The organism is Robiginitalea myxolifaciens (assembly GCF_900115205.1).
Lineage (GTDB): Bacteria > Bacteroidota > Bacteroidia > Flavobacteriales > Flavobacteriaceae > Robiginitalea > Robiginitalea myxolifaciens.
The window spans coordinates 25,388-51,275 of sequence record NZ_FOYQ01000002.1 but is presented as its reverse complement, the minus strand read 5'-3'; the positions used below and the strand labels follow the sequence as shown (position 1 = coordinate 51,275).

The 25,888-nt window shown below is 48.9% G+C and carries 28 protein-coding genes; 11 read left to right on the top strand and 17 right to left on the bottom strand.

The window, feature by feature from the left end; all coding sequences use genetic code 11:
* Positions 1 to 13: 13 nt before the first annotated feature.
* Positions 14 to 766, bottom strand: a complete 753-nt coding sequence (locus BM318_RS08325; RefSeq protein ID WP_092982175.1) for a DUF6503 family protein — start codon at positions 764 to 766, stop codon at positions 14 to 16.
* Between the two features lie 42 nt (positions 767 to 808).
* Here BM318_RS08325 and smpB point away from each other — a divergent pair, with 42 nt between their 5' ends.
* Positions 809 to 1,270, top strand: a complete 462-nt coding sequence (gene smpB, locus BM318_RS08320) for an SsrA-binding protein SmpB (RefSeq protein WP_092982174.1) — start codon at positions 809 to 811, stop codon at positions 1,268 to 1,270.
* 12 nt (positions 1,271 to 1,282) lie between these two features.
* Here the strand turns inward: smpB and BM318_RS08315 are convergent, their stop codons facing one another.
* Positions 1,283 to 1,924 (bottom strand): protein-L-isoaspartate(D-aspartate) O-methyltransferase, encoded by a 642-nt coding sequence (locus BM318_RS08315; protein ID WP_092982173.1) that lies wholly within the window; start codon positions 1,922 to 1,924, stop codon positions 1,283 to 1,285.
* A gap of 89 nt (positions 1,925 to 2,013) precedes the next feature.
* Here BM318_RS08315 and BM318_RS08310 point away from each other — a divergent pair, with 89 nt between their 5' ends.
* The 8 genes from BM318_RS08310 (at position 2,014) to BM318_RS08275 (ending at position 9,245) form a co-directional block, all read left to right on the top strand.
* Positions 2,014 to 3,006, top strand: a complete 993-nt coding sequence (locus BM318_RS08310) for a Gfo/Idh/MocA family protein (protein ID WP_092982172.1) — start codon at positions 2,014 to 2,016, stop codon at positions 3,004 to 3,006.
* A gap of 13 nt (positions 3,007 to 3,019) precedes the next feature.
* The gene (locus tag BM318_RS08305; protein ID WP_092982171.1) at positions 3,020 to 3,907 is read left to right on the top strand and encodes a 3-hydroxybutyryl-CoA dehydrogenase; all 888 of its coding nucleotides are present in this window, start codon (positions 3,020 to 3,022) and stop codon (positions 3,905 to 3,907) included.
* A 3-nt stretch (positions 3,908 to 3,910) separates the two neighbouring features.
* Positions 3,911 to 5,137 carry a DUF1015 domain-containing protein gene (locus BM318_RS08300; RefSeq protein ID WP_092982170.1) on the top strand — a complete coding sequence of 409 codons (1,227 nt, stop codon included), beginning with the start codon at positions 3,911 to 3,913 and terminating at the stop codon, positions 5,135 to 5,137.
* Positions 5,138 to 5,141: 4 nt separating this feature from the next.
* Positions 5,142 to 5,798: a YggS family pyridoxal phosphate-dependent enzyme gene (locus BM318_RS08295; RefSeq protein WP_092982169.1), complete on the top strand. Its 657-nt coding sequence runs from the start codon at positions 5,142 to 5,144 to the stop codon at positions 5,796 to 5,798.
* Between the two features lie 20 nt (positions 5,799 to 5,818).
* Positions 5,819 to 6,949 (top strand): exonuclease domain-containing protein, encoded by a 1,131-nt coding sequence (locus BM318_RS08290; RefSeq protein WP_092982168.1) that lies wholly within the window; start codon positions 5,819 to 5,821, stop codon positions 6,947 to 6,949.
* Positions 6,950 to 7,013: 64 nt separating this feature from the next.
* Positions 7,014 to 7,787 (top strand): ion transporter, encoded by a 774-nt coding sequence (locus BM318_RS08285; RefSeq protein ID WP_092983432.1) that lies wholly within the window; start codon positions 7,014 to 7,016, stop codon positions 7,785 to 7,787.
* Between the two features lie 37 nt (positions 7,788 to 7,824).
* Positions 7,825 to 8,754, top strand: coding sequence for a tRNA (adenosine(37)-N6)-dimethylallyltransferase MiaA (miaA, locus tag BM318_RS08280; RefSeq protein ID WP_092982167.1), 930 nt, complete (start codon positions 7,825 to 7,827; stop codon positions 8,752 to 8,754).
* Positions 8,751 to 9,245 (top strand): gluconokinase, encoded by a 495-nt coding sequence (locus BM318_RS08275; RefSeq protein ID WP_092982166.1) that lies wholly within the window; start codon positions 8,751 to 8,753, stop codon positions 9,243 to 9,245. Before miaA ends, BM318_RS08275 begins: the two co-directional genes overlap by 4 nt.
* A gap of 33 nt (positions 9,246 to 9,278) precedes the next feature.
* On the opposite strand, the gene BM318_RS08270 is transcribed toward BM318_RS08275, so the two are convergent.
* The 13 genes from BM318_RS08270 to BM318_RS08210 all read right to left on the bottom strand — a co-directional run bounded on the left by BM318_RS08270 (position 9,279) and on the right by BM318_RS08210 (position 21,804).
* Positions 9,279 to 9,992: a response regulator transcription factor gene (locus BM318_RS08270; RefSeq protein WP_092982165.1), complete on the bottom strand. Its 714-nt coding sequence runs from the start codon at positions 9,990 to 9,992 to the stop codon at positions 9,279 to 9,281.
* A gap of 7 nt (positions 9,993 to 9,999) precedes the next feature.
* Entirely contained in the window at positions 10,000 to 11,580 is a 1,581-nt protein-coding gene (locus BM318_RS08265; RefSeq protein ID WP_177218283.1) for a sensor histidine kinase, read from the bottom strand.
* Between the two features lie 55 nt (positions 11,581 to 11,635).
* Positions 11,636 to 12,244 carry a dephospho-CoA kinase gene (gene coaE, locus BM318_RS08260; protein ID WP_092982163.1) on the bottom strand — a complete coding sequence of 203 codons (609 nt, stop codon included), beginning with the start codon at positions 12,242 to 12,244 and terminating at the stop codon, positions 11,636 to 11,638.
* Positions 12,241 to 13,194 carry a CdaR family protein gene (locus BM318_RS08255; RefSeq protein ID WP_092982162.1) on the bottom strand — a complete coding sequence of 318 codons (954 nt, stop codon included), beginning with the start codon at positions 13,192 to 13,194 and terminating at the stop codon, positions 12,241 to 12,243. Before BM318_RS08255 ends, coaE begins: the two co-directional genes overlap by 4 nt.
* Before the next feature lie 4 nt (positions 13,195 to 13,198).
* Entirely contained in the window at positions 13,199 to 14,242 is a 1,044-nt protein-coding gene (locus tag BM318_RS08250) for a glycosyltransferase family 2 protein (protein ID WP_092982161.1), read from the bottom strand.
* A 69-nt stretch (positions 14,243 to 14,311) separates the two neighbouring features.
* Positions 14,312 to 15,127: an enoyl-ACP reductase FabI gene (locus tag BM318_RS08245; protein ID WP_092982160.1), complete on the bottom strand. Its 816-nt coding sequence runs from the start codon at positions 15,125 to 15,127 to the stop codon at positions 14,312 to 14,314.
* Positions 15,128 to 15,210: 83 nt separating this feature from the next.
* Positions 15,211 to 16,866, bottom strand: a complete 1,656-nt coding sequence (gene recN / locus BM318_RS08240) for a DNA repair protein RecN (protein WP_092982159.1) — start codon at positions 16,864 to 16,866, stop codon at positions 15,211 to 15,213.
* A gap of 94 nt (positions 16,867 to 16,960) precedes the next feature.
* A complete protein-coding gene (porD, locus tag BM318_RS08235) occupies positions 16,961 to 17,866 on the bottom strand; it encodes a type IX secretion system protein PorD (protein ID WP_092982158.1) in 906 nt (301 codons plus the stop codon).
* On the bottom strand, positions 17,844 to 19,046 hold the full coding sequence (coaBC, locus tag BM318_RS08230) for a bifunctional phosphopantothenoylcysteine decarboxylase/phosphopantothenate--cysteine ligase CoaBC (RefSeq protein ID WP_092982157.1): 1,203 nt from the start codon (positions 19,044 to 19,046) through the stop codon (positions 17,844 to 17,846). Before coaBC ends, porD begins: the two co-directional genes overlap by 23 nt.
* A 1-nt stretch (position 19,047) precedes the next feature.
* Positions 19,048 to 19,383 carry a DNA-directed RNA polymerase subunit omega gene (locus tag BM318_RS08225; protein WP_245759788.1) on the bottom strand — a complete coding sequence of 112 codons (336 nt, stop codon included), beginning with the start codon at positions 19,381 to 19,383 and terminating at the stop codon, positions 19,048 to 19,050.
* The gene (locus tag BM318_RS08220) at positions 19,380 to 20,234 is read right to left on the bottom strand and encodes an outer membrane protein assembly factor BamD (protein ID WP_092983428.1); all 855 of its coding nucleotides are present in this window, start codon (positions 20,232 to 20,234) and stop codon (positions 19,380 to 19,382) included. The genes BM318_RS08225 and BM318_RS08220 overlap by 4 nt, the downstream gene beginning before the upstream one ends.
* A gap of 140 nt (positions 20,235 to 20,374) precedes the next feature.
* Positions 20,375 to 21,277 carry a 4-hydroxy-tetrahydrodipicolinate synthase gene (gene dapA / locus BM318_RS08215; protein WP_092982156.1) on the bottom strand — a complete coding sequence of 301 codons (903 nt, stop codon included), beginning with the start codon at positions 21,275 to 21,277 and terminating at the stop codon, positions 20,375 to 20,377.
* On the bottom strand, positions 21,268 to 21,804 hold the full coding sequence (locus tag BM318_RS08210) for a DUF6913 domain-containing protein (RefSeq protein WP_092982155.1): 537 nt from the start codon (positions 21,802 to 21,804) through the stop codon (positions 21,268 to 21,270). Before BM318_RS08210 ends, dapA begins: the two co-directional genes overlap by 10 nt.
* A 60-nt stretch (positions 21,805 to 21,864) precedes the next feature.
* Between BM318_RS08210 and BM318_RS08205 the strand changes: the two genes are divergently transcribed.
* Together BM318_RS08205 and BM318_RS08200 are read left to right on the top strand one after the other, a co-directional pair.
* Positions 21,865 to 22,641, top strand: coding sequence for a 5'-nucleotidase C-terminal domain-containing protein (locus BM318_RS08205; protein ID WP_092982154.1), 777 nt, complete (start codon positions 21,865 to 21,867; stop codon positions 22,639 to 22,641).
* Positions 22,638 to 23,552, top strand: a complete 915-nt coding sequence (locus tag BM318_RS08200; RefSeq protein WP_092982153.1) for a bifunctional metallophosphatase/5'-nucleotidase — start codon at positions 22,638 to 22,640, stop codon at positions 23,550 to 23,552. Before BM318_RS08205 ends, BM318_RS08200 begins: the two co-directional genes overlap by 4 nt.
* Before the next feature lie 9 nt (positions 23,553 to 23,561).
* Here BM318_RS08200 and BM318_RS08195 read toward each other — a convergent pair whose 3' ends face one another.
* Positions 23,562 to 23,852 carry a hypothetical protein gene (locus BM318_RS08195; protein ID WP_092982152.1) on the bottom strand — a complete coding sequence of 97 codons (291 nt, stop codon included), beginning with the start codon at positions 23,850 to 23,852 and terminating at the stop codon, positions 23,562 to 23,564.
* 7 nt (positions 23,853 to 23,859) lie between these two features.
* Positions 23,860 to 25,869, bottom strand: coding sequence for an NAD-dependent DNA ligase LigA (ligA, locus tag BM318_RS08190; RefSeq protein WP_394333334.1), 2,010 nt, complete (start codon positions 25,867 to 25,869; stop codon positions 23,860 to 23,862).
* Positions 25,870 to 25,888 lie beyond the last annotated feature (19 nt).

Below are 25,888 nucleotides of genomic sequence, written 5' to 3'. Positions count from 1 at the left end.
AGGTATTTGCGGCCTATTCCGTAACCTCCAGGTTTTCCAATTCAATACGGGAAAGTTCCTCCAGGCCGCCGTTGAGGTACAAACTGTCCAGAACCTCCAACGCTGCCGGTGCAACAGGTTTGTAATTGATATAATCCAAAAAGTGGATTCCCCCAACTACCCGATCGTTATACCCTTTGCGAAAGCGCATTCCACCTCCATTGACATGGAATTCATAGGCGAGGTAATCCGGTCGTAAAGTCCGGGTATTAAACCAGTAAATAAAGACGTCTTCAAAGTCCTCCCCGCCTCCTGCCTGATCAAAACTGATTCGGATTTTATGGTAGGATTCCCCGTCAATCTCAACCACCCCGAGCAATTCCTTGTTCACAGCAGGATCGTTGAGTCCATGGGGCAGGTAAGCAAAATAGTGTACGGAATTTACCGAATTGCTGTAATTGGTTGCCGTGGTATCGTGTAAGATCAACAGTGAGTCCCGCAGGTACCTTTCGAATTTATCGTGATAACGTACATCGCGGATTTCCCCGCTATCCGTAGGGGTCAGGCGTTCCAGAATCTGGTAACCTTTGTTCCAATATGAGCGGTAACTGCGATCGCGGAAATCAAAGGATACATTAGCGCTCCGGTATCTTGAGCCCCCCGCTACTTGAATAGCGCTGTCGATAACTACCTGGGCTGTAGGCTCCGGGTTTTGAGCTTCCCGGCAAGAGGAAAAACTCAGGACTGCGGCAAAAAGCAACAGGGGTAAGTAAAACACATTTTTCATGAAGTCCAAAGTTAGGTACAATTTATAGTATTTTTGCAGGCGATGAAGGCGAATGTAAACATCAGGAATAAACGAGCCCGTTACGATTATGAGCTCCTGGATACCTACCAGGCAGGGATCGTTTTGTCTGGTACTGAGATCAAGTCGATCCGGGAATCCAAGGCCTCCATTTCGGAGAGCTTCTGCGAGTTTAACGACCGTGGGGAACTCTTTGTAGTCAATATGCAGGTAGATCCCTACAGCCATGGGACACATTACAATCACTTACCCAAGGCAGCTCGAAAACTACTGCTGCAAAAACAGGAATTGCGCAAGCTGCACAAAGCTGTTGCGACTTCAGGACTGACAATAATACCCTTGAAACTATATATCAACGACCGGGGGTTGGCCAAAATGCAAATTGCCCTAGCCAAGGGTAAAAAACGCTACGACAAAAGAGAGAGTATCAAAACCCGAGAGACCAAACGCCAGTTAGACCGGGTCAAAAAGGCCTTTAATAACTAAGGATTGCCCTAATTAGTTCTTATCCTCTAGTAGGGGTACAAACCGGAATTCCCCCAGGGCTTGCCTTTCAAATTCCTTCTCTGATTTACGAACTACCAGCATCATGGTCTGGGGATCCTCTCCCACCGGGATTACCAGCCTTCCCCCTATCGCCAATTGGGACATGAGTGGCCTGGGAATCCGCGGGGCACCAGCCGTAACAATTATTCCATCGAAGGGAGCTTCCTCAGGCATTCCGAGATAGCCGTCGCCAAAAGTGAACTTTCTAGGGCGGTACCCCATCCGATCAAAGAATAGCCTGGTTTTTTTAAAAAGGCTCCGTTGCCTTTCAATGGTGTATACCCTGGCGCCCATGCCTAAAAGCACCGCAGTCTGATAGCCGCTGCCGGTGCCGATTTCCAAAATACGCGCCCCTGGCTTTACTTTGAGAAGACTGGTTTGGTAGGCTACTGTATAGGGTTGGGAAATGGTTTGTTCTGCGCCAATGGGAAAAGCCTTGTCCTGATAGGCGTGTTCTTCGAATCCACTATCCATAAAGAGATGTCTTGGGACCCCGCGCATGGCATCCAGCACAGCCTGATCGGTTATCCCTTTGGACTCCAAAAGTTTAAGCAGTTGATTGCGCTTGCCCTGATGTTTATGCGTATCCTTCACCCCTACCTACGTTTCCGCTAAATTAGCAAATCTCCGAGGAAGCGATCTGAAAAACAATGCCTATTTTTGGGGCAAAATCCGAATAAATTATGCTTAAAGCAGGGGTACTGGGTGCAGGGCATCTCGGTAAAATTCATCTAAGACTACTCAAAGAATCCACCCGTTTTGAGCTCGTCGGTTTTCACGATCCCGATGCAATCGTCGGGGAGAAAGTTTCCAAGGAGTTCGATGTCCCCTATTTCGAAAACATGGGGGAGCTCATAAAGGCGGTAGAAGTGGTGGATATCGTTACCCCTACCCTGTCCCATTTCGAATGTGCTGAAAAAGCCATTCGTGCAGGACGCCATGTTTTTATAGAAAAACCCATAACACATACCCTCGAAGAAGCAGAAACCTTGATTGCCTTAGCCCGGGAATTCGGGGTTAAAGGGCAAGTGGGTCATGTGGAACGCTTTAATCCGGCTTTTAATGCGGTCAAGGATGCGCTAGATAGCCCTATGTTCATCGAAACGCACCGGCTGGCGGAATTCAATCCCAGGGGAACGGATGTCCCTGTAGTCCTGGATTTAATGATCCATGACATTGATATAATTCTCAGTGCAGTTCGCTCCGAGGTTGTCTCGATAGAAGCCAGCGGCGTCTCCGTGATTAGCAACAGCCCGGATATTGCCAATGCCCGAATCGCATTTGCCAATGGCTGCGTGGCGAATTTAACCGCAAGCCGTATTTCTTTGAAAAACATGCGTAAATCCCGTTTTTTCCAACGAGATGCTTACATATCGGTGGATTTCCTGGAGCGCAAAGTAGAAGTAGTACGTATGAAGGATGCCCCGGAAAATCCAGGAGATTTTGATATGGTCTTGCAGAATGCCGAAGGAGTTCGAAAGCAGATTTACTTCGAGAATCCGGAAATCCATGCCAATAATGCCATCCTGGACGAATTGGAAGCCCTTGCCGACGCTATAGAATCAAAAAAACCAGTGCCTGTTCCCCTTGAGGATGGCACCCAGGCCCTGAAGGTTGCCCTGAGGATCATCGAAGCCTTTGGCCGTAAACCCGGAGAACCCGTTATCCTATCCTAATTTATCCTTACGAATGAAACAAATTGCAGTTATCGGAGCCGGCACCATGGGGAATGGTATTGCTCATGTTTTTGCCCAGTATGGCTTCCAGGTACAATTGATCGATTTAGACCAGGAGCGTCTGGATAAGGCGCTGGCCACCATTTCTAAAAACCTGGATCGCATGGCCGCTAAGGAAATCCTTACCGAGGACAAGGTAAAAGCCACACTGGGCCGTATTGCGACCCACACATCAATGGACTCTGGGGTAGCCCAGGCCGATCTTGTGGTGGAAGCCGCGACGGAAAACAGTGAGCTGAAAAAGAAAATTTTCAGCCAACTAGATGCCGCCTGCTCTCCGGAAACTATTCTGGCCACCAATACCTCTTCAATTTCCATTACGGAGATTGCAGCTGCCACCAACAGGCCGGATAAGGTTATTGGGATGCACTTTATGAATCCGGTACCGGTAATGAAACTCGTAGAAGTTATTCGGGGGTATCATACCAGTGATTCGGTTACGGAGGCTGTTTTTGAGTTATCACGAGCACTGAACAAAATCCCTGTAGAAGTAAACGATTATCCTGGCTTTGTTGCCAATCGTATTCTCATGCCCATGATCAATGAAGCGATAGAAACGCTGTTTCACGGGGTAGCAGGAGTAACCGAGATTGATTCGGTAATGAAGTTGGGCATGGGTCATCCCATGGGGCCCTTACAACTCGCTGATTTCATAGGTCTCGATGTCTGTCTTTCTATCCTGGAGGTCCTATACAATGGCCTGCGCCAGCCCAAATATGCCCCCTGCCCCTTGTTGGTAAATATGGTTGCTGCGGGCGACCTGGGTATTAAATCAGGGCGCGGATTCTACGATTATTCAGCAAGTCGAAAGGCCGAAGTCGTCGCCAAATCCTTCCAGTAGAAAATGGCAGAGGCCCTTCCTTTCCGCGCGGTCAGGCCAGCTCCGGACAAGGCGCCTTATGTAATTAGTCGATCCTACGAATCGTATGGAAAGCAGCAGCGCGAATGGGAGCTGGAAAACAACCCCTTTTCATTTTTACACATCTTAAACCCAGGCTTTAAGTTTCACAAAAGACTTCAGGGAAGTGCGCGTTTTACGGGGGTTCGCAATCGATATCTCGAATTTCTGGACGAAGGCATTTTGGTCCGGGACGAAAAACCGGGGTACTACATATATGAGCACAGTGGTGCCGAGTACGCAGCCCATGGGATTTTCTGCGCAACCAGTACAGAAGACTATCGCAGTGGTAAAATCCGTAAACACGAAGATACCTTGCACAGGCGTGAAGTACTTTTCGCAGATTACCTCGAAGCTGTGCGTTTTAATGCAGAACCGGTCCTGATGACCTACCCGCACAACGAGGCCATTGCCCAATTGCTTGCGGAAAGGATGCAGCAGCCTGCCGATTATTTTTTCACCTCCCCGGATCGCATCACGCATAGAATGTGGGTAGTTCACAAACCAGATGCCATAGCTCAGATCTCAAGGGTTTTTGGAGAAATGCCCGCCCTATACATTGCAGATGGTCACCATCGCAGCGCTTCCTCTGAACTGTTGTCGGGACGCCTCGAAAGGAAAAATCAGGAAGCCGAGGCCCATCGCTATTTTATGAGTTATCTCATCGATGAAAGTCAATTGAGAATCCGGGCATTCAGCCGGCTGCTCACCGACCTGAATGAATTGAGCCCGGAGGACATCTTATTTAAACTGGATCAGCATTATCGGATTCACGAGCAAGGAGAACTGATTTATAAACCGGAGCGCAAACATACCTTTGGCATGTACCTGGCGGGTAAATTTTATGCCCTGCATTTGCGGGAATCGGCCTATAGCTTTGGAAATCCCCTGCGGGAATTGGATAGCCACATCCTCTACGAGACCATCCTGAAGCCAATATTTGGTATTGACGACCTGAGGAACGATCAGCGTATACGCTATGTAAGTGACCCCCATCCCGGACCGGGAATCAAGTCGGCAGTTGACTCCGGCGAATTCGCCATAGGGTTTAGCATGTTGCCTATCGGCTTTCGGGAAATCAAGCATATCGCGGATGCCGAATTAACCATGCCCCCCAAAAGCACATTTGTAGAGCCCAAGTTACCAAGTGGACTGACGATTTACGATATTTGAGGTCATGAATATTGCCCAAAACCTGAAAGAGATTACTTCCGAACTCCCTGACAGCGTTACCCTGGTTGCTGTTTCCAAAACCAAACCGGAAAGCGACATCCTCGAAGCCTATGAAAGCGGCCATCGGGATTTTGGGGAGAACAAAGTGCAGGAACTGGTTGCCAAAAAAGACAAGCTTCCCGGGGATATCCGTTGGCATATGATTGGTCACCTGCAGCGCAATAAAGTCAAGTATATCGCTGACTTTGTTTCGCTGATCCACGGAGTAGACAGCCTGCGCCTTCTAAAGGAAATAAACAAGCGCGCCGGGCAGGCAGAGCGTGTAGTCGATTGTTTATTGCAAATGCATATCGCGGAGGAGAGCACCAAATTCGGACTCGACAGCGACGAACTACAGGAAATCCTGGAGGACGACCCTAAGGAGCAGTTTCCCCACGTTCGAATCCGGGGATTAATGGGTATGGCCACTTTTACCGATGACCAAAAGCAGGTGAAGCGGGAATTCGAAATGCTGAAATCTCTTTTTGATCAATACCGACCAGGTCGGGTGGACTTCGATATCCTTTCTATGGGAATGTCCGGAGATTACGAAATTGCTATAGCTACCGGAAGCACAATGGTCCGTATTGGAAGTAGTATCTTTGGTGCCAGAAACACCTAAAACTTTAGCCCATTTCAGCTGTGTACGCAATCCTGGACATCGAGACCACCGGAGGAAAATTCAATGAAGAAGGAATAACGGAGATAGCCGTGCATCGGTTTAACGGCACTGAGGTCGTAGATACTTTTATTTCCCTGATCAATCCTGAACGACCTATTCAACCCTATGTAAGCAAACTTACCGGGATCGATGAGAAGATGGTACGCACCGCTCCCAAATTCCACCAGGTTGCCAAACGAATCGTGGAAATCACAGAAGGTGCCGTACTCGTAGCGCATAATGCTCCTTTCGATTACCGCATCCTAAGAACTGAATTTCGGAGACTGGGCTATGAATATCAGCGTAAAACCCTCTGTACGGTAGACCTGAGCCAGCGCCTTATCCCGGAAGCCGAATCGCACAGCCTTGGGAAATTGGTGCGTTCCCTTGGGATTGCCGTGAGTGATCGGCATCGTGCCAATGGAGATGCCCTGGCTACCCTGAAACTCTTTAGGGTACTCCTGGATCGGGATAGCAGCAAGAGCATATTCCGTGAAATCATGAGGGATGAAACCCAGGGGGAATTATCTAACCGGCAGTTGCGGCTGGTGGAATCCGTACCGGACCAAACTGGTGTCTATTACCTCTGCAGTAAAGAAGGGGACATCCTGTTCCTGGATAACAGTTCCAATATGAAACGGGATGTAAACCAGCATTTTACCGGAGAGGCGAAATATAGCCGTGCCTTGCGAAAACTCACCCGGGAAGTGCGATTCGAGATAACGGGAAGTCCCTTACTTGCAGAGATCAAGGCCCACGAGGAAGCCCGGCAAAATCGACCGCGTTACAAACGCAAGCGCAAGAAAAGACCGGTAGAACCAGGTAGCCGGCTACAGGTCAATGGGGTACAATACACCTTAAATGGGCAGGATTTGCTTGTCCTGGATAAAGGACGGGAAACCGGCGAGCGCTGCGCCTTCTGGATTCGCAATGAAGAGTTAGCGGCCATGGGGTTCTTTCAACTAAACCATCAAATCAATAATATTCATATCTTGGAAAACCTGCTAACCCCGGTACGGGACAGCAAGGGGGCCCTGCGGATTTTGCAGGGATACGTTCAAGAGCGCAGGGTGCAGGAAGTTATTGAATTACAACCGCCAACACTTGGCTGATCAGGTGAAAACAGCAAAATGGAAGAAGAAGCTTCATGAAATCATTTATGAGGCCGATACTCCCATGGGCAAATGGTTCGACCTGACGCTTTTCTTTGTCATTATCCTTAGCGTAATCCTGGTGATGCTGGAAAGCGTGAAGGAAATCGATACGGAGTATCACGACCTGCTTCTGATACTCGAATGGATCATTACTATCTTTTTTACCATTGAGTATATTGCGCGAATTGTCACTATTCGCAAACCCCAACGCTATATTTTCAGCTTTTACGGCATCATCGATTTGCTGTCGACAATCCCCCTGTACCTCTCCTATCTTATTGCGGGCTCCCAGGTTTTTCTAGCCCTGCGAGCGTTTCGACTCTTGCGGATCTTCCGAATCCTGAAACTGGTAAAGTTTATCGGAGAGGCCTCGCAGCTAAAGGCAGCCCTCAAGGCCAGCCGCACCAAAATTGCCGTCTTTATCTACGTCGTGCTCATTCTCTCGGTGATTATGGGTACGGTAATGTACCTGATAGAAGATGACGCCGCTGGGTTTACCAGCATTCCCCGCAGCATATACTGGACCATTGTAACCCTGACCACCGTGGGTTACGGAGATATCGCCCCACAAACCACGGTAGGCCAATTCATCGCTACGGTTATTATGATCCTGGGGTATGGTATCATAGCAGTCCCCACGGGGATCGTAACTGTGGAATTCAATAAGCAATCCGGCAAAGGAAAATCGGTTGTAAACCAAGCTGTAGATCTGAACACCCAGGCCTGTCCAAGCTGCGCTACAGAGGGCCATAAGGATGGCGCTAAATTCTGTTACAGCTGCGGCTCAGATCTTTGAAACGCAAATACCAGGGAACTAATCTATACCTCAGGCCTTGAAGGATAAAATAGTCATCAGTGTCAACGGCCCAACTGCGGTCGGGAAAACGACCTGGGCGATTGAACTGGCCAGGCACTTCCATACGGAAATCGTCTCCTTTGATTCGCGGCAGTTTTACCGGGAAATCCCTATTGGTACCGCCGCTCCGACCAAGGAAGAATTAAAACAGGCCAAACATCATTTTATCGGGCATAAAAGTGTCACTGAGTCGTATTCGGCCGGAGACTACCAAACAGATGCCCAGCAGCTCCTTCGTTCCCTCTTCTCTCAATACGATATCGTTATAATGGTAGGGGGAAGTGGTATGTACCTGGATGCCGTTACCGAAGGGCTGGACGAGTTTCCTGAAATTAGAGCAGGATTACGCGAAGAATTGGAGGAAGGCTTCCGAAAATCAGGTCTCAGCTTCTTACAGGAGGAACTGAAACGGGTAGACCCCGTCACCTATCGGCGAGTTGACCAACAGAACCCCCGACGCCTTTTGCGCGCTCTGGAGGTTAGCCTGAGCTCCGGCAAACCCTACTCTTCCTATTTGGGTAAACGAAAAACACCGGACTTCTTCACACATCTGCCGATTCAAATTACGATAGACCGGGAATTGTTGTATGAGCGTATCGATGCGCGTGCTGAGCAAATGGTAGCGGAAGGGCTGATCGAAGAAGCCAGGAGCGTGTATCACTTGAGGCATTTGCCAGCCCTGCAAACCGTTGGTTATCAGGAGTTATTTCACCATTTTGACGGGAAATGGGATCAGGATACTGCAGTTGCAGAGATCGCCAAAAATTCCAGGAGATACGCCAAACGACAACTCACCTGGCTTCGGAAAAAGCAGATTTCCTTGCAATTTAACGCTGCGATGAGCAAATCTGAAGCGATCCAGGCTATAGCACAGCTCATTTCCAAAAATCAAACTAACTCAAAATGAACTCGAAAATATATTGGGTAATGGGTGTTTCGGCCTGTGGAAAATCCACGCTGGGGAAGGCGCTTGCGGCCCGCTTTGGTATACCCTTTTTTGATGGAGACGATTATCATCCCGAGGCCAATATTGAAAAAATGGCCGCCGGTATTCCCCTTGAAGATGCAGACCGCCTGGGTTGGTTGGAACGACTCAATGCGCTTGCGCAGGAACACGGTAAGCAAAAGGGTGCGGTAATTGCCTGTTCCGCCCTAAAAGAAAGTTACCGACAACTCTTATCCCGGAACCAGACCACTAAACAAGTTTGGGTAGTTCTCCTGGGTAGCTACGAGCAGCTACTTAAACGAATCCAATCCCGGGAAGACCATTTCATGCCCCCTGCCCTGCTCCAGTCGCAGTTCGATACGCTGGAGATACCAGTATACGGATTGCATCTCGACTGTACCCAACCCCTGGATATCCTGGTAAAAAAAATCCCCGGGCCAGCCGGGGAATAATAAGTTACTTAGATAAAAAATACTTGTTCAGGACTACTCCGAATCGGTTTTCACGACCAGGCGGAAACCTTCCCCGTGGATATTGAGAATTTCCACGCTATCGTCCTTTTTCAGGTATTTACGCAGCTTGGCGATATAGACGTCCATACTTCGTGAAGTAAAGTAATTGTCGTCTCTCCAAATCTTGGTAAGCGCCAATTCCCGGGGCATCAGGTCGTTCTCATGCAAGGCGAGCAAACGCAACAGTTCATTTTCCTTAGGGGAAAGCTTGATAGGCTCTTCGTCCTTATACTTGAGGAACCGCAATTTGGAATTCAAGTCAAAATTTCCAAAGCTGAATTCGAATTGCTTGCTGTCTGCGAGGTTATTCGAGGACTTGCGTTGCAGGATCGCTTTCAGCTTCATCAACAATACCTCGGAATCAAATGGCTTGTGCAGATAGTCATCGGCTCCGGCCTTGTAGCCCTTGAGGACATCCTCCTTCATGGTTTTGGCCGTCAGGAATACGATAGGAATGTTCTCATCCTTTTCTCGAATCTCCTTAGCGAGGGTAAACCCATCTTTATAGGGCATCATCACGTCGAGGATGCATACATCATAATGGTCTTTCTTGAACTTTTCGAAACCCTCCATACCATTTTTGGCCAGGGTAACATCAAAATCGTTCATAGAAAGATAATCCTTGAGCACAATCCCGAAATTCGGATCATCCTCTACCAGTAAAATCTTCTTGTTCTCCGTTTCCATAGTTTGTTTATATTAATGGGAGCTTCACAAAAAACGTACTTCCCTTCCCTTTTTCGCTCTCTGCATAAACGACTCCCTGATGGTCTTCTACTATCTTTTTGACATATGCCAATCCTAATCCATGCCCTTTGACATTGTGAATATCCCCGGTATGTTCCCGATAGAATTTTTCAAACACTCTTTTCAGGACAGCCTTGGACATCCCGGCACCCTGGTCCTGAACCCGTATAACGAGGTTGGTTTGGGCTACCTCCGTATACACATCGATCTTTGGCGCTTCCGGTGAATATTTAACGGCATTATCGAGAATGTTCACCAGTACATTTCCAAAGTGTGTCTCGTTAGCAAGCACTTCGCTTCTGGGGGCATCAAAATGCGTTTTTATGTAGCCTCCCCGGTCCTGAACGATCAATTCTACATGCGAGATCGCCTTTTTAATTAGTTCATGGACATCTATGCGTTCCTTGGAAATATCGAGTTGATTCTTTTCGAGTTTGGAAATGCGCAATACATTTTCAACCTGAGCGTGCATCCGTTTATTTTCGTCCCGGATCATCTGGAGATACCGGCTCATTTTATCTGAATCCCCAATTACTTTGGGATTTTTTATCGCTTCCACGGCCAGGTTTATCGTCGCAATAGGCGTCTTAAACTCGTGGGTCATGTTATTAATAAAATCCGTTTTAATTTCCGAGATCTGCTTTTGCTTTATCAGCTGATAAATAGCTCCTGCATAAGCAATCATAATGATCAGGGTAAGCAGTAAGGACAAACCGGCCATTCCAAGGATAGAGCCCAGGATAAAACGTTGCTGTTTCGGAAAGGAAATCATCAGGGCATAGTTCGTATTCCCTTCGGAGTCCCTGAAGAGCGGGGCTTTATAAAAATCCCCTGCTTCGTACTTGAACTTACGGGTGCGAACCTTAGTCGGTAAGCCACGACTATAGACCCCGTATTCATAATCGATGTCCATGTTGCGGTCCTGGAATTCCCGGTCCAAAGCCAATTCAATCTCCTCACGGCTCACACGTTCATGGATCGGGACCTTTTCGGCATATTCCCGGTATACATCGTCGAACATAGCTTTTTCCATACTTGAAATGCCCCCGACTTTTTCCCATTTTTCAATAGGGGTAAGCCGGAAAGCCTTCCCATCGATTCCATAATCTTCTTTGTACAAGGTCTGGGTTCTTCGGCTGGTATAGCTCCGTATGGTTGTGCTATCTAAAGGATTGGTATTGTCAAAGAACGTCGATGAAATATTGTAATCTTCCTCCAGTATCCCGTGGGAATACACAAGGACTTCATTGGAGTTCAGGTCCCGGTAACTGAAAAACATTTCACTCAGGTGAGACCCTTTTAATTCGCCTAAACTATCCTTGAGTTTCAGGAAGCGTTCGGAATAATCCCGCATCTCCCGTTCCTCAATGACATCTGATACTTTGGTCAATACTTCGGTAACGACATTAGAGAATTGCTCCTCCTTGTCTTCCACCGAATTTTTAATCCAAAATAACTGTACCGCTATTATCCCTATGAGGGACAGGCTCATTAGAACAATGAGCACCACGAATAATCTCCTGTTCATCGGTGAAGTAAAAGTAGAAATTTAACATTTAGCCCGGGGCTGGTTTAACTGAACCTTAACACAGAGGGCGGCCCGGAGGGCCTGATAATTCAAGTAGTTTGCGATGAATACGCCGGACATTAGTCCTCGTTTTCCTTCGATCCCGGTTGTCCAGAACAAAGTCGGCGAGGGGAATTTTCCGGTCATCTTTCCATTGGTTGCTCAAGCGGGCTTGGACCTGTTTTCGCGAAGTACCATCCCTTTTCATGACCCTCCTGATGCGCGTTTCTTCCGGAGCAGTGACCAATATATTGTAATCAAAATGGTCGTGACCACCGGTCTCAAACAATATTGCCGCTTCCTGTAGTACATAAGGGGCGCGTTGCGAGGCAGCCCAGGCATTGAAGTCTTGTCTGACAACCGGATGCACCAGGGCGTTTAGTTGCGCTAACAAATCAGGATTGCCGAAAACTTTTTCGGCAACATAGGCCCGGTTCAGGCCTTCGGCGCCATAGGCATCGCCCCCGAGTAAGACCTTAATCTGCTCGACCAATGTAGTATCGGTATTCATAAGGTTTTTAGCGGCGGTATCCGCTTCATATACCGGAATACCCAATTCCCGAAAGTGTTGGGCCACTGTAGATTTTCCACTCCCAATGCCACCGGTAAGCCCTACCCGTATCATTCTTTGCGGATAATGAATTCCACGCTGCTTTCGAGGAGATCCACGGCCAGGACGGATTCCGGCTTGCGCACCAGAGATAGCGGTAAGCGACCACTTTCGGGATCTGGCTGGTCATAGGGCGCCTCTATCCTGAAATCCGAGGGTTTCAAGTCCTTTAAGGTGCTGACGCCTCCCTTGCATAAGATTCCAATGTTATCGGGAAAGGTCCGAATCTCCATTCCTTCGGGTACCCCGGTGACCACCACCGGAATCTCAATGATCACTTCAGAAAATCGTATGACTGTTCCGCTGATGCGTACTTTCTCCACCGAGGTACGGGTATTGGGCAACCCGTCCATACCCGAAATGGTCACTTCGCTTTCAAAATTATCCCGTAGGTCCTTCAGGATCAGGGGGTCCGTAACCACCTGATTAATGGTGTCTATTTCATCCGGAGGTCCCAGCAAATGCACCCGGGCCGGCCGTATATCCAGGGGGCCCTGGAGCATAAAATTCTGGGCAAGCTCTATCTGGATATTGGGACGGACCTCAACCGATTTCGAACGCAAAGCCTGGAAATTCAGGCGTAAGCTATCCCTTGGAATGGAGAGCAGGCCAATACCATCGCCCAATGCCTGTTGAATCTGATTGCTGCACATGTCCGGATCGATAATGTAGCTCTGGGCCCGACGGTGCGCGCGGCTCAGATCCAGGTCTACCACCTTGGGATTGAGCTGCAGGCTTAACAATTGAAAACCGTTCGCGCGAAGTCTGGCGGGAATTTCGCGTGCCGGAGTGTTGACCAGAATCAAGCTATCCGGTGGGTCCTGATAGGTTAGCTGGATGGCTACGGTATGGGTATAGGTCTGCGAAAGCCGGGAAATTAACCAGGCTCCGGTTGCGAATACTAGGAATAGCGCAAACACACGTGCTTTGGGGGATGATATGCCGGACTTTACCTTGTGAATCACAATCTCAGGACTTAAAAAATAGTTTTGGGAACAGTACTTCGGGTTCCTTAGCACTAAAGTTAAGGAGCATCTGGGAGTTTAAAAAGCCCAGGCCATATCCCAGAAACTGGACAAAGCCGGCAACAACGGCAAGCAGCCCTGTTGTGAGCTTCCCGGTTTTCCTCCAGGCCCCTAAAAACAACAGCCCAAAATACAGGAGATAGGCCGCAAGGGGAATCCAGACGAATCCGCTGAAGGCCCCGAGATTAAGAATACCGAGGTAAGAGAGCACAGGCAGCAGCATGGCAAATAACAGTCCCAGGATAAACAGACTTGGAAACCAATAGGCGAATCGAGCGGTCCCGGGGTGCCAGCGATTCAGGATCGGCCGGGCCAACCCAAATCGATTGACTTGCCGATAAAAGGCCCTGAAATTTATGCGCCGCTTATGGTAAACATACCATTCCGGTATATAATCAATCCGAAATCCCATTTTCTTGAGTCTCAGGCTTAAATCAGGATCCTCCCCGGGATGTATCCGACTAAATCCGCCACTAGCTTTAAAGGCTTCCCTCGATATTGCCATATTGAAACTCCGGGGCTGGAAGTTTTTATCCGGTGCCTTGCCCCCGCGAATCCCGCCTGTGGTTAATGGAGCAGTCATGGTATAGCTTACTGCCTGTTGCAGGGAATTGAAATCAGGATGGGCCGCATCCCGCCCACCAATGCAATCGGCAGGATTATTTCCCAAATACTTACGCAAAACGGCCAGGTAATCGGGAGGAAGGATACAGTCGGAATCTACCAATACAAAATAGGTCCCCTTTGCCTTGTGCATACCAAAGTTTCGGGAGTCTCCTGGTCCGGTATTCGCCTTGTTATGGTATTGCAGCTCAAGGGAATCTTCGAAGGCTTTTACAACGTGGCGCGCATCCCGCTGTGATCCATCTTCAACGATAACGACCTCAAAGACACCCGGGCTTTCCTGAGCCGCCACACTGCCCAGTAACTCCTGAAGTTCCTCCGGCCGATTGAAAACCGGGACTACAATGGAAATAAGCTCCTTCAAGACGTGCGGGTTCTCAATTCAATTGTTGTTATACGCCGCAGACTCCGCTCCGGTAAACGCAAAGAGCGCTTAGGAATCCCCGAATGTTTCTATGATTTCCTGACTCACTCCGGTTGCAGAGAAGCCTCCGTCATGAAAGAGGTTCTGCATGGTAACCTTCCGGGTAAGGTCGGAAAACAAGCTTACCGTATAGTCTGCACAATCCTGGGCAGTTGCGTTACCCAGAGGAGACATTTTTTCCGCATAATTGATAAAAGCATCAAAACCTTTGACCCCCTGTCCGGCGGTTGTCGGGGTTGGAGACTGGGAAATAGTGTTGACCCTGACTTGCTTTTCTTTTCCAAAGAAATACCCGAAACTACGGGCCACAGATTCGAGATAAGCCTTATTGTCGGCCATATCATTGTAATCTGGGAAAGTGCGCTGGGCCGCCATGTAGGTAAGGGCCACAATGCTCCCCCATGGGTTCATTGCATCGGCCTTATACAATCCCTGCATTACCTTGTGGAAGGACAGTGCACTAACTTCCCAACCTTTGGCTGTCCAGTCGTATTTCTCGTCCGTGTAGTGGCGTCCTTTGCGAACATTGACCGACATCCCAATGGAATGCAGTACAAAGTCGAGCTTGCCCCCCAGGATTTCCATACTCTGGCTGATAAGATTTTCAAGATCCTCCTCGCTGGTGGCATCCGCTGGAATGATCTGGGATCCGGTTTTCTCGGCTAACGCATTGATTTGACCCATTCGCATTGCGATAGGTGCATTTGTTAAAACAAAGCTGCCGCCCTCCTCATGGACGCGTTCGGCTGTTTTCCAGGCGATTGAATTTTCATCCAGGGCGCCAAAAATAATTCCCTTCTTTCCTTTTAAAAGATTGTATGCCATCGGTGGTTGATTTCTAAAAATTACTAGACCAAAGATACCCAAATTTTGAGCATCCCTTAAACTCGCCGAGCAAAGTGTCGGAATTAATTCAGTAATTCCCGGGCATGGGTCAGGGCCGCATCAGAACTGCTGTCGCCGCCCAGCATGGATGCGAGTTCGCGGATACGGTCCTCCTCAGATAGTAGTTGCATGCGGGTATGAGTAGTCCCTGAGCTGACTTCTTTAAAGACCTTATACTGACGGTCGCCCTTAGAGGCCACCTGGGGTAAGTGGGTTATGGCAATGACCTGCATGTGGCCACTCATGCGTTGCATGATATCCCCCATGCGGGCCGAAATCTCGCCCGACACCCCGGTGTCGATCTCATCGAAGATCATGGCTGGCAAATTCTCATAAGCCGAGAGGATTCCTTTTATGGTTAGCATAATACGGGATAACTCCCCTCCAGAGGCTGTTTTCTTCAGCGGGCCGTAACTGCCTCCCTGATTAGCCGTAAAAAGCAATTCAAAGCGATCCTTACCCCTGGGGCCAAAGCCCTCCGTTTCGGTGAGTTCCCACTTAAAATCGGCATGGGGCATGCCCAGATTGGCCAATTCTTCTTTTAGCTTATTCACAAATTCCGGCAGGACGGCTGCCCGTTTAGTATGCAATTCCCCCGCCAGGGCTTCAAGGGTATGGCCCAATAGCTCACAGGCTTCCTCCAGGGCTTCGATCTGACCGTCCATTTCGGCGGTATCGCTCACTTTTTTATCGAGGTTATCACGGATTACCAGTAATTCCTCTATGGTTCCCGCCTGATGTTTTTTCAACAGGTCATAGAGCAGCTGCAGACTATCCGTCACTTCTTGTAATTGTTTCGGATCCGAATCCTGACCTTCGGCCAGATCGGCCAATTCCGCGCTGATGTCTTCGGCTTCCAGATAGAGCGATTCCAGGCGTTTTGCCAATGGCTCAAATCGCGGCGACAGCCCGGCCAGTTTTCTGGACAGTTGACGCAATCGGGACTGCAGGCTCAATAACCCAAATTCCTCCTGATCCATGATCTGGCTGCCTTCGCCGAGCATTTCGAGAATGAGTTCGGCATGACTCAGTTCAGATTCCCGGGCTTCCAGGGATTCGAGCATCCCGGGGCTCAGATTGGCCTGAAGTAATTCTTCGAGAAGGAAAGCATTGTAATCCTGTTCCCGGAAAGCCGCTTCCCGCTCCGCTTTCCTTTGCTCCAGGAGCGCTTTTTTGACTTTATACTCCTCCCTGTTTTCGGCGTACTTACGAAGTAAATACCCGTTACCCGCCAGGGCATCTACAACACGGAGTTGAAAAGCCTCCCCGGTGAGTTCGAGGGTCTGATGCTGGGAGTGGATGTCTATCAATCGGTTACCCAATTGCTGTAACACATCCAGGGTGGTCGGGGTATCGTTGATAAAGGCCCGGGATTTGCCATTGGGTCGGATTTCGCGTCTGAGCAGCGTATGGGTATCGTAATCCAGGTCCTCCTGCTCGAAAAAATTGCGGATTTCCGGATACCCTTCCAGGCCAAATTCCGCCTCAATAATGCATTTATTTTGCTGATCCCTGAGGGCGGTGCGGTCGGCGCGATTCCCAAGAACCAGGCCTAAACTTTGTAGTAAAATAGACTTTCCTGCCCCGGTTTCTCCTGTAATCGTTGAGAATCCGGAAGCGAAGTTCACCTGAAGATCGTCTATCAGGGCGTAATTTTTTATGGCCAGATGGGTAAGCAAGTCGAATGTTTTCTGCAGGGCTAAAGATAGCAGAATCGACGCTAAAAAAATTCAGTTGTGGAAAACTTGCCAGGAGGATGGGTCAGCGGAAATCCTAATAGGTAATCTGACTCCAGGTACTGGCGTAAAAGGGGGCTACCCGGTTCAGGGTTTCCTTGAGCTGAACGATATCGACCTTGGGACCATCGGAGAAAATGCTTTGTATTTCCTCGGCTTTGGCGTCGAAGAAGGTCTGGATTAAAAAGGCATTGGGCCTGCGCTGGATCAGGGTTTCGAAAAGTCGCAATGAACCGGCGATGATTTGTTTGCCGGTACTATTGTTATCGGCCAGTATATCCAGTCCTTTGCGATGGTAATTGTATACGGCGATCCGAAATTCCCGGAACGTATTTGACAATAAATTATCGACCAGCTGAAACCTGCTTCGGTTGTCCGTGGCGGTCTGTCCCCATCCTGAAAAACTACTTCCCTGTGCCTGGGTTACGATACCCTGGGCCTTTTTGTAATAATCGGTACCTCCTTCCAGCTGAAAGGTATCCGCATCCAGGCCTAACATGATGTAGGCATAGTAGGAAATAACCCCTACCAAATTGGATTCGAAGACATTTTCGTTAAAGACCAGCGGCTGGAATTCCGTGTAACGAAAATTAAAGCTATCGTCTTTGTAGTTGAAGACTACTGTTTCGTAAGAAGTGTTGTAAACCGGACGTGAAGATTGAATTTGAATGGTAGCCTGGAATCGGTCCGATTCAAAGTCTGTTACCGTTATAAACATCCGGCAATTGAGGCGTTCGTTTTCCTTGGTGATACGGTCCGTCCATTGCGTGCGGTTAACAAATTCCATCAAAGACCGCTCGAGGGTTCGGAAAACCTGTTGGTTGGTCTGGTTAACCTGGTCGGAATTAATCGTGACCGTACAGTTGAGTTCCTGTGCATAGGTAGCAGTACCTGTAATCAGTGTAAAAAACAGGATTAAACTACAGGCGACGATCGATTTCATCGAGGATATCACGGGCAACTTCTGATTTCTCTTTTAATGCAAACGGTGTAAGCTCCGAATTCTTGTCTATAAAACTGATTTTATTCGTATCCCCACCAAAACCTGCTCCTTTGTCGCGCAGGGAATTCAGCACTATAGCATCCAGTCCTTTCCGGCTTAGTTTTGCCCGGGCATGTTCGGCTTCTTTCTCGGTTTCCAGGGCAAATCCCAGAAAAAACTGACCGGGTTTACGCCGCTTGCTGAGACTGTGGATGATATCCGGATTTTTAACCAAATCCAAACTGAGGTGATCCTCGGACTTCTTGATTTTTTCGTCGGCCACGGTTGCCGGGCGGTAATCCGACACGGCGGCAGCTCCGATTACGATATCGGCCGCTTCCAGGTGTTCCAATGCCGTATCGAGCATTTGCTGCGCCGTATTTACCCGCAGGCATTGAATCCCCGGATGCGAGGTTTCCTGGCTGGTTGGACCTGTAACCAGGGTAACTGCAGCACCGCGCTGTGCCGCTTCATGGGCTAGTGCAAATCCCATTTTTCCACTGGAATGATTCCCGATAAATCGGACAGGATCTATGGGCTCAAAAGTTGGCCCTGCAGTTATCAATACGTTTTTACCACGCCAGGGAAGTCGGGAGCTTAATTCCTCCTGGATTCGGGCTACAATGGTTTCCGGCTCAGCCATACGCCCCTCGCCTTCCAGTCCACTGGCCAATTCCCCGGATTCTGCGGGTATGAGAATGTTCCCGAAGGATTGTAGTTTCTCAATAGACGATTTGGTGCTGGGGTGCCTGTACATGTCCAGATCCATGGCTGGCGCAAAGAATACAGGACACTTTGCAGAGAGGTAAACGGCGAGCAAGAGGTTGTCGCAAGTACCGGACGCCATTTTGGATAAGGTATTGGCGGTTGCGGGTGCAATAATCATCAGGTCGGCCCAAAGTCCGAGTTCTACATGATTATTCCAGTTGGTGCTTCCCTCTTCCTCCTTTATAAAATCGGTGAGTACCTCATTCTTGGAAAGGGTTGCCAGGGTCAGGGGGGAAACAAATTGGCCGGCGCTCTGGGTCATCACAATGCGGACCTCAGCGCCGGCCTTTATCAATAAACGGGTAAGAAAGGTGGTCTTATACGCAGCAATACCCCCGGTAATGCCCAAAAGGATACGCTTGGAAGCCAACATCTTATTCCCCGTCTTTCTCGGTGTTGCGGTAGTAGATCTTATCTTCCAGCCATTCCTGGATAGCAAGGGCGTGCGGCTTTGGCAATTTTTCGTAAAACTTGCTCACCTCAATTTGCTCCTTATTCTCGAAAACCTCCTCAAGGCTATCGCTGTAAGTGGCGAATTCCTCCAGTTTTTCAAGTAATTCCTTCTTGATTTCGGCATTGATCTGGATCGCGCGTTTAGCGGAAATAGAAATCGCCTCGTAAATGTTGTCCGTCTTGTCGTCGAACTCGTCCCGGTTAATAGTAGTAGTGGTTACCGGAGCTTTGGTATTCTTCAAATCGTTCATATTCATCTTGTAAGTTCGTTTTTCAATGCTTCAAAGTTGGCCTTCTCTTTTTGAAGCTTTTCATTGGTGTCTGCTGCTTTTTCGGCATATCGCGTTTCCGGATAGGATCGCAGCAACGCCTGGTACATCTCTTCAGCTTCCTCCAGACGTTCTTCCTTTTTGGAATAGGTGCTGTTAACCGCCAGGTTGGTCGCCGCCTCTACCCGCAGGTAAAAGGCTTCCTCCCGAAACTGAGAGCCCGGATGATCCGAGATAAAATTATCCAGTGCCGCGAGGGCAGAAATGTTGTAATCCAGTGTAAAGTATTTCCCCAGCTTTACGAACTGCTTGGCAATTTCAAAAGCTTTCTTTTCTTTCTTGGTAGTCAGTTCCTGGGCCATTTCATTGGCTTCTGCCAAAAATTCAGACTCCGGATTTGCGTTGATAAACAACTGTAGTTTCGTCAAGGCCTTATCGGTATCCGTCTGATCCAGGGAATATCGGGGAGACAGCATATAATAGCTTTTCGCACCCAGGAACCCGGCTTCTTCGGCCTTATCACTCTTGGGATAAGACTTTAGGAATCGCTCAAACTGGTAGCCCGCGAAATTGTAGTTCTCGATTTGGAAATAGGAATCGGCCAGAAAGAACATAACCCGTTCCCCTTGCGGTTTTCCAACAAACTGCGGAGCAATTTGTTCCAGCAGGCGGTTGGCCTTCTTGAAAGAGCCCTCCGTATAAAGCTTTTCGGCAACCTCGTATTTCTTGCTGATATCCGTATCCTTCAGCGCTTTCTGATATTCGCCACAGGAAGTGAGCAACAGCACGGCCAGGGTAAAAAGGCCTATGGTTCTGATTTGCAAAGCGGTTCGACTCATTGGGATTTCCAAAAACATTGGGCAAAATTACACATTCTAATCGAGATTGAAAACGCAATTTAGTCTACTGCGGTATGCCGGCAGGTGCAGCAGGTGAAATTTTAATGGCATTTTAACACCCAAGAGAACCTCAGCGGGTGTCAAGATACCACCTTAGCGCGAAGTTTGGCCAGGGCATTGCTGAGGGATTCCTGAAGGTCGGGGCTTGCCGGTAACAGGGGCAGGCGCACTTGAGTACCACAAATTCCCTGGAGGTTGAGCAGGGCTTTAATACCTGCCGGATTGCCTTCTCGAAAAATCAATCGGACCAGGGGATCCAATGCCGCATAGAGGGATTCCGCACGGGGGACGTCTTTGGCCAACCCCGCCTGCATCATTTGCGAGAATTCCGACGGAATACCCTGAGCTAAAACCGAGACCACCCCCTGCCCGCCAAGGGCTACCGTAGGGACTGCGGTAAAATCATCCCCGGATATTACCATAAAATCCTCCGGAGCTTTTCGAATCAGCGCCTCGAGCTGGGACAAGTCCCCACAGGCTTCTTTGATGGCAAAAATATTGGGACATTCCGTTGCCAGGGTTATGGTCGTTTCCACGCTCATATTACTGCCCGTTCGCGCCGGAACATTGTAGACCATAATAGGTAGCGGGGTAGTCGCATCCAAAGCCTTGAAATGGGCTATAATCCCTTCTTGTGTTGGGCGGTTGTAGTAGGGGGAAACGGAGAGAATGCCCTGATAATCCGGAAAGTCGGTCTGTTCCACTTCTCGGAGCAAAGCACGGGTATTGTTACTTCCTACCCCAACCATCAGGGGTACGCGACCGGCGTTTACTTCTGAAACCCGGCGCATTATTGCTTGCTTTTCCTGTGCATCAAGGGTAGCCGTTTCACCGGTAGTACCTAATACTACCAGGTAGTCTATTCCCCCCTCAATGGTGAATTCCACCAAATCTCCCAATGCCTTAAGATCTACTTCCAGATCATCAGTAAAGGGGGTTACCAGGGCGGTACCCGTTCCGGTCCATTGGCTCGTTAAACCCATTCCTTAAGTACGCTTAGGTATTTTTGCAATTCCTTTCTGAAAAGGCTGAAATCCTTTAATTCACAGCCGAGAATCAGGTCGTTAAAAACCGGATCGATTTCGGCAAATCCCACGCGCATGGTCGCTTTGGCTTTCACACTCATCAACTTCATCATCAGATTGTCTTCTTTATAGTAGTTGATCAGTAAATCGTATTCGCGTCCCAGAAACTCCAGCGCATAACTGTTTTCAATATCGCCGTTCCACCCGAGATCCTTATCGGAAAAAACCGGGGTGGCATAAGGGGAATTCTTGTCGTAAAACCGTTTATACCCTATGATCTTTACGGCATTTGGGCGCAGTTTAAAGACATCGATGAACTCGTAAAAGACCTCCGGGGTCGAAAAACTATCTAAATCCAGAATAACCCCGATACTTCTCAGTCCTCCTGGCCGATCGGGCCCGGCTGCCTGCTGGGATAATTCTTTTTTGAGATATTTGACGCCGGATTTATACTTAAATTTGTCCGTGAGTCCTTTAAAAACCATCTGCCTGAAGCTTTCAAACAAAGGTAATTAATCTGCCACCAACTGCACTTCAAAGTTACAATGTCGAAATATTTAAAAATAAAACTTTTTGTTTTATTTATAACAATATGTACCGTTACAGGATGTCGTCAACAAGACTCCTCCGTAAGTGCTGCCGTTGTTAGCCGCATAGCCATAGATAGTACGTATGCGGAGGACGATTCCCTAACGACCTATATCGCTCCTTATCGCGAGCACGTCAACAAAACCCTTGATAGCGCATTGAGTTATGCTCCTGCCACGCTAACCAAGAACGACGGAGACAGAAATTCCAGCCTGGGGAACCTGATGGCAGATCTGCTATTAAAAATGTCTGACTCCCTGATGCGCCTGCAAGGACAACCTCCTGTAGACATCGCTTTGCTCAATCACGGAGGTATTCGAAGCATCATTTCTGCCGGGCCCGTAAGCGCCCGTACTGCCTACGAATTGATGCCCTTTGAGAATACGATTGTTCTATTAGAAATGGACGGCGCAGCCCTTACTGAAATGGCTCGGTATCTGAGTGCTGAGGATCGCCCAACTCCAATAGCAGGTATGTCTCTGGTTGTCGACGAGAATAACCGGATTCTTTCCGTTGAAATCGGAGGACGTCCCTTGAATCAGGATGAGACTTACAGGCTGGTTACTTCGAATTTTCTGGTAACCGGAGGAGACGGAATGGCTTTTTTGGGCAAAGCACGCACCACTACAGACCTCGGGTATAAAATCCGGAATGCCATAATCGATTACTTCAAAATAACCGACACCCTGCGTACCGGCGTAGATGATCGGTTCATCCAACGCCAGAAACCATGAAACGAAGGACCTTTATTACTCGAAGTGCTGCCGTTGGAACCGGTTTGAGCCTTGGCGGATTGGCCCTGAACTCCTGTAGCGGATTCGGGGAGAAGAAGATCACCATTCTGCATACCAATGACGTGCACAGCCATATCGATCCTTTTCCCGATTCCCATGGGCAATTTCCAGGCTTGGGTGGTGTAGCGCGCAGAGCTTCACTCATTAAGTCGATCCGGGAAGAAAATCCAAACACCCTATTGCTGGATGCCGGAGATATCTTCCAGGGTACCCCCTACTTTAATTTCTACGGCGGGGAATTGGAATTTCGCCTGATGAATAAAATGGGGTACCAGGCCGCAACCCTGGGCAACCACGACTTTGACAACGGTTTGGAGGGCTTATTGGCTCAACTGCCGAATGCGGATTTCAAGTTCGTCAATGCGAATTACGACTTTAGTAACACCCCTCTGGACGGCTTATTCAATCCCTACGAGATCTACGAAATGGATGGGATTAAAGTAGGCGTATTTGGTTTGGGTATTCAATTAAAGGGTCTTGTAGATCCAGTCCTTTTCGGGGAAACGAAGTATCTGGATCCCGTGGAGCGCGCCCTGGATATCGCCAGAGAATTACGGGAGGAGAAAGGTTGCCGCCTGGTGATTTGCTTGTCCCATTTGGGTTACCGCTACCGGGAGGAAGATCTCATGAGCGATGTGCGCCTGGCGCAGCTAACCGAAGGAATAGACCTGATAATCGGAGGGCATACGCATACCTTTATGGAGGAAGCGGACCTGCTCCCGAACCGTGCAGGAAACCGGGTTCTGGTGAACCAGGTAGGCTGCTACGGTGTACGCCTGGGCAGAATCGATTTTACCTTCGACAACCAGACCGGGGACGCCAAGGGGAAGAGTGCTGTGATTTCCGTGTAAAACGGATCCCTAAGTATTCAATAAATATTCCAATAACCGATCAAATTCTGCAGTAATTCCGGATTCCGGGAAGGGCTGGTTGGCCTGCCGGTACCAATAGGCTGCGTTCCAACGGTCGCCCTCTTTAAGATGTAAGTATCCGTGCAGCCAGCTTCCCAGATTGTCGGGCATGTCCTGGGCGATGTCGTGTGCAGCCTCCCAATCCTCCTGCGCATCGTGCCAAAGTACTTTCAGCGCAGGGGCAAAATCCTCAGGAGGATTATCGGCATCCAGTGATTCAAAAAAATCTTCGCGATTCATGATGCTTTTAGTTCCCCTTTACCAATGCCAGGAATTCCTGCTCCCCAATAATGGCGACCCCCAGGGATTCTGCCTTGGTCCGTTTACTGGGCCCCATCTTATCTCCTGCCACCAGGTAGGTGGTTTTGGAGGAAACACTGGAAGCTACCTTGCCGCCATTATCTTCGATCATCTTTTTCAGGGCATTGCGTTCGAGGGTTTCAAATACACCAGACACCACAAAGGTCTGGCCTTTCAGTACCTCAGTGCGGTTTTCCAGTTCAGCTTCATCCAAGGCAAATTGTAGTCCCTGTTCCTGTAATCGCAACACGATTTCCCGGTTAACAGGATCTGCAAAAAAACTGATGACACTGGCTGCAATTCGTTCGCCAATCTCGTCCACGGACAACAACTCTTCGGTACTCGCTTCCATGAGCCGCTCCAGGGATCCAAATGCACGGGCCAGTTTTTTGGCCACGGTTTCCCCAACATACCGGATGCCCAAGGCAAACAAAACGCGGGGAAAGGGCACCTGCCTGGAGGCCGCAACACCTTCCAGCAGGTTGGTCGCCGATTTTTCCGCCATTCGTTCCAGCGGAAGCAGATCGTCAAGGCTCAGGGAATATAAATCAGCGTAATTCCCAATTAACCCCTCTCTGAAAAGTAGCTCAACGGTTTCCCCTCCCAGACCTTCAATATCCATGGCTTTACGCGAAATGAAGTGTTGGATACGTCCGGTAATCTGAGGCGGGCAGCCCGTATCGTTCGGGCAGAAATGCTGGGCTTCTCCTTCCTTCCGCTCCAGAGGGGTGTTGCATTCCGGGCATAACTCAATATAAGTTACCGGCTCGGATTCCGGCGCGCGTTTCTTAAGTTCCACAGCGGTGATCTTGGGTATGATTTCACCACCTTTTTCCACATATACCCAATCGCCAATGCGAACGTCTAATTTGGCAATCTGATCTGCGTTGTGCAGGGAAGCTCTTTTAACCGTAGTACCTGCAAGCAAAACCGGCTTGAGGTTGGCTACAGGAGTGATTGCCCCGGTTCTCCCAACCTGATAGGTAATTTCCTCAAGTTGGGTCAGCGCCTGCTCGGATTTAAACTTATAGGCCATGGCCCAGCGGGGCGATTTTGACGTGAATCCGAGTTCGTCCTGAAGCCGCAGGTCATTAACCTTAATCACAACACCGTCGGTCTCATAAGGCAGGTTATGCCGCTTTTCATCCCAATGGTTGAGAAATGCAATGACCTCATCCATATTCTGGCAAAGCCTCGCTGTTTCAGGGACCTTAAAACCGAATTCCCGCATCCTGGTGAGCATCTCATACTGACTGGAAAGTTGCAAATCCCTGCCGACCATCCCATAAAACAGGCAATCGAGTGGACGTTGGGCCACCACGGCGCTATCTTGTAATTTCAGGCTGCCCGATGCTGTATTCCTGGGGTTCATATAAAGGTCTTCGCCAGCCTGTTCCCGCTCCTGATTCATTCGGGCAAACCCCTCGAGCGGCAGGATGATTTCCCCGCGGACATCGAAACGTCCCGGTACCTTTCCGCGCAAGCGAAGGGGAATGGATCGGATTGTTCTGACATTGGCTGTAACCTCATCCCCTGCCGTTCCGTTACCCCGGGTTACACCCCGAAGTAATTCCCCATTTTCATAAGTGAGGTTGATGGAAGCACCATCGTATTTTAATTCGCAGGTATAGGCCAATTGGGCCACACCCAACATTCTTTTCAGACGATTCTCCCATTCGATGAGCTCTTCGCTGGAGTAGGAGTTATCCAGGGAGTACATGGGATAGTCATGGGTAATGGTATTGAAATTTTTCGTGACCTCTCCCCCTACTCTTTGGGTAGGAGAAGCCGGATCAAAATAGTCTGGATGCTGCGCTTCAAGTTGCTGGAGCTCCTTGAGTTTCATATCAAACTCGTAATCACTGATCACGGGGGAATCTTCAACGTAATATTTGTAGTTGTGCTCCTGTAATTCGCGCCTTAAAAGATCGATTCGCTCCTTTTCCTGATCCATCATAATGCTCTATTCCTGCTTT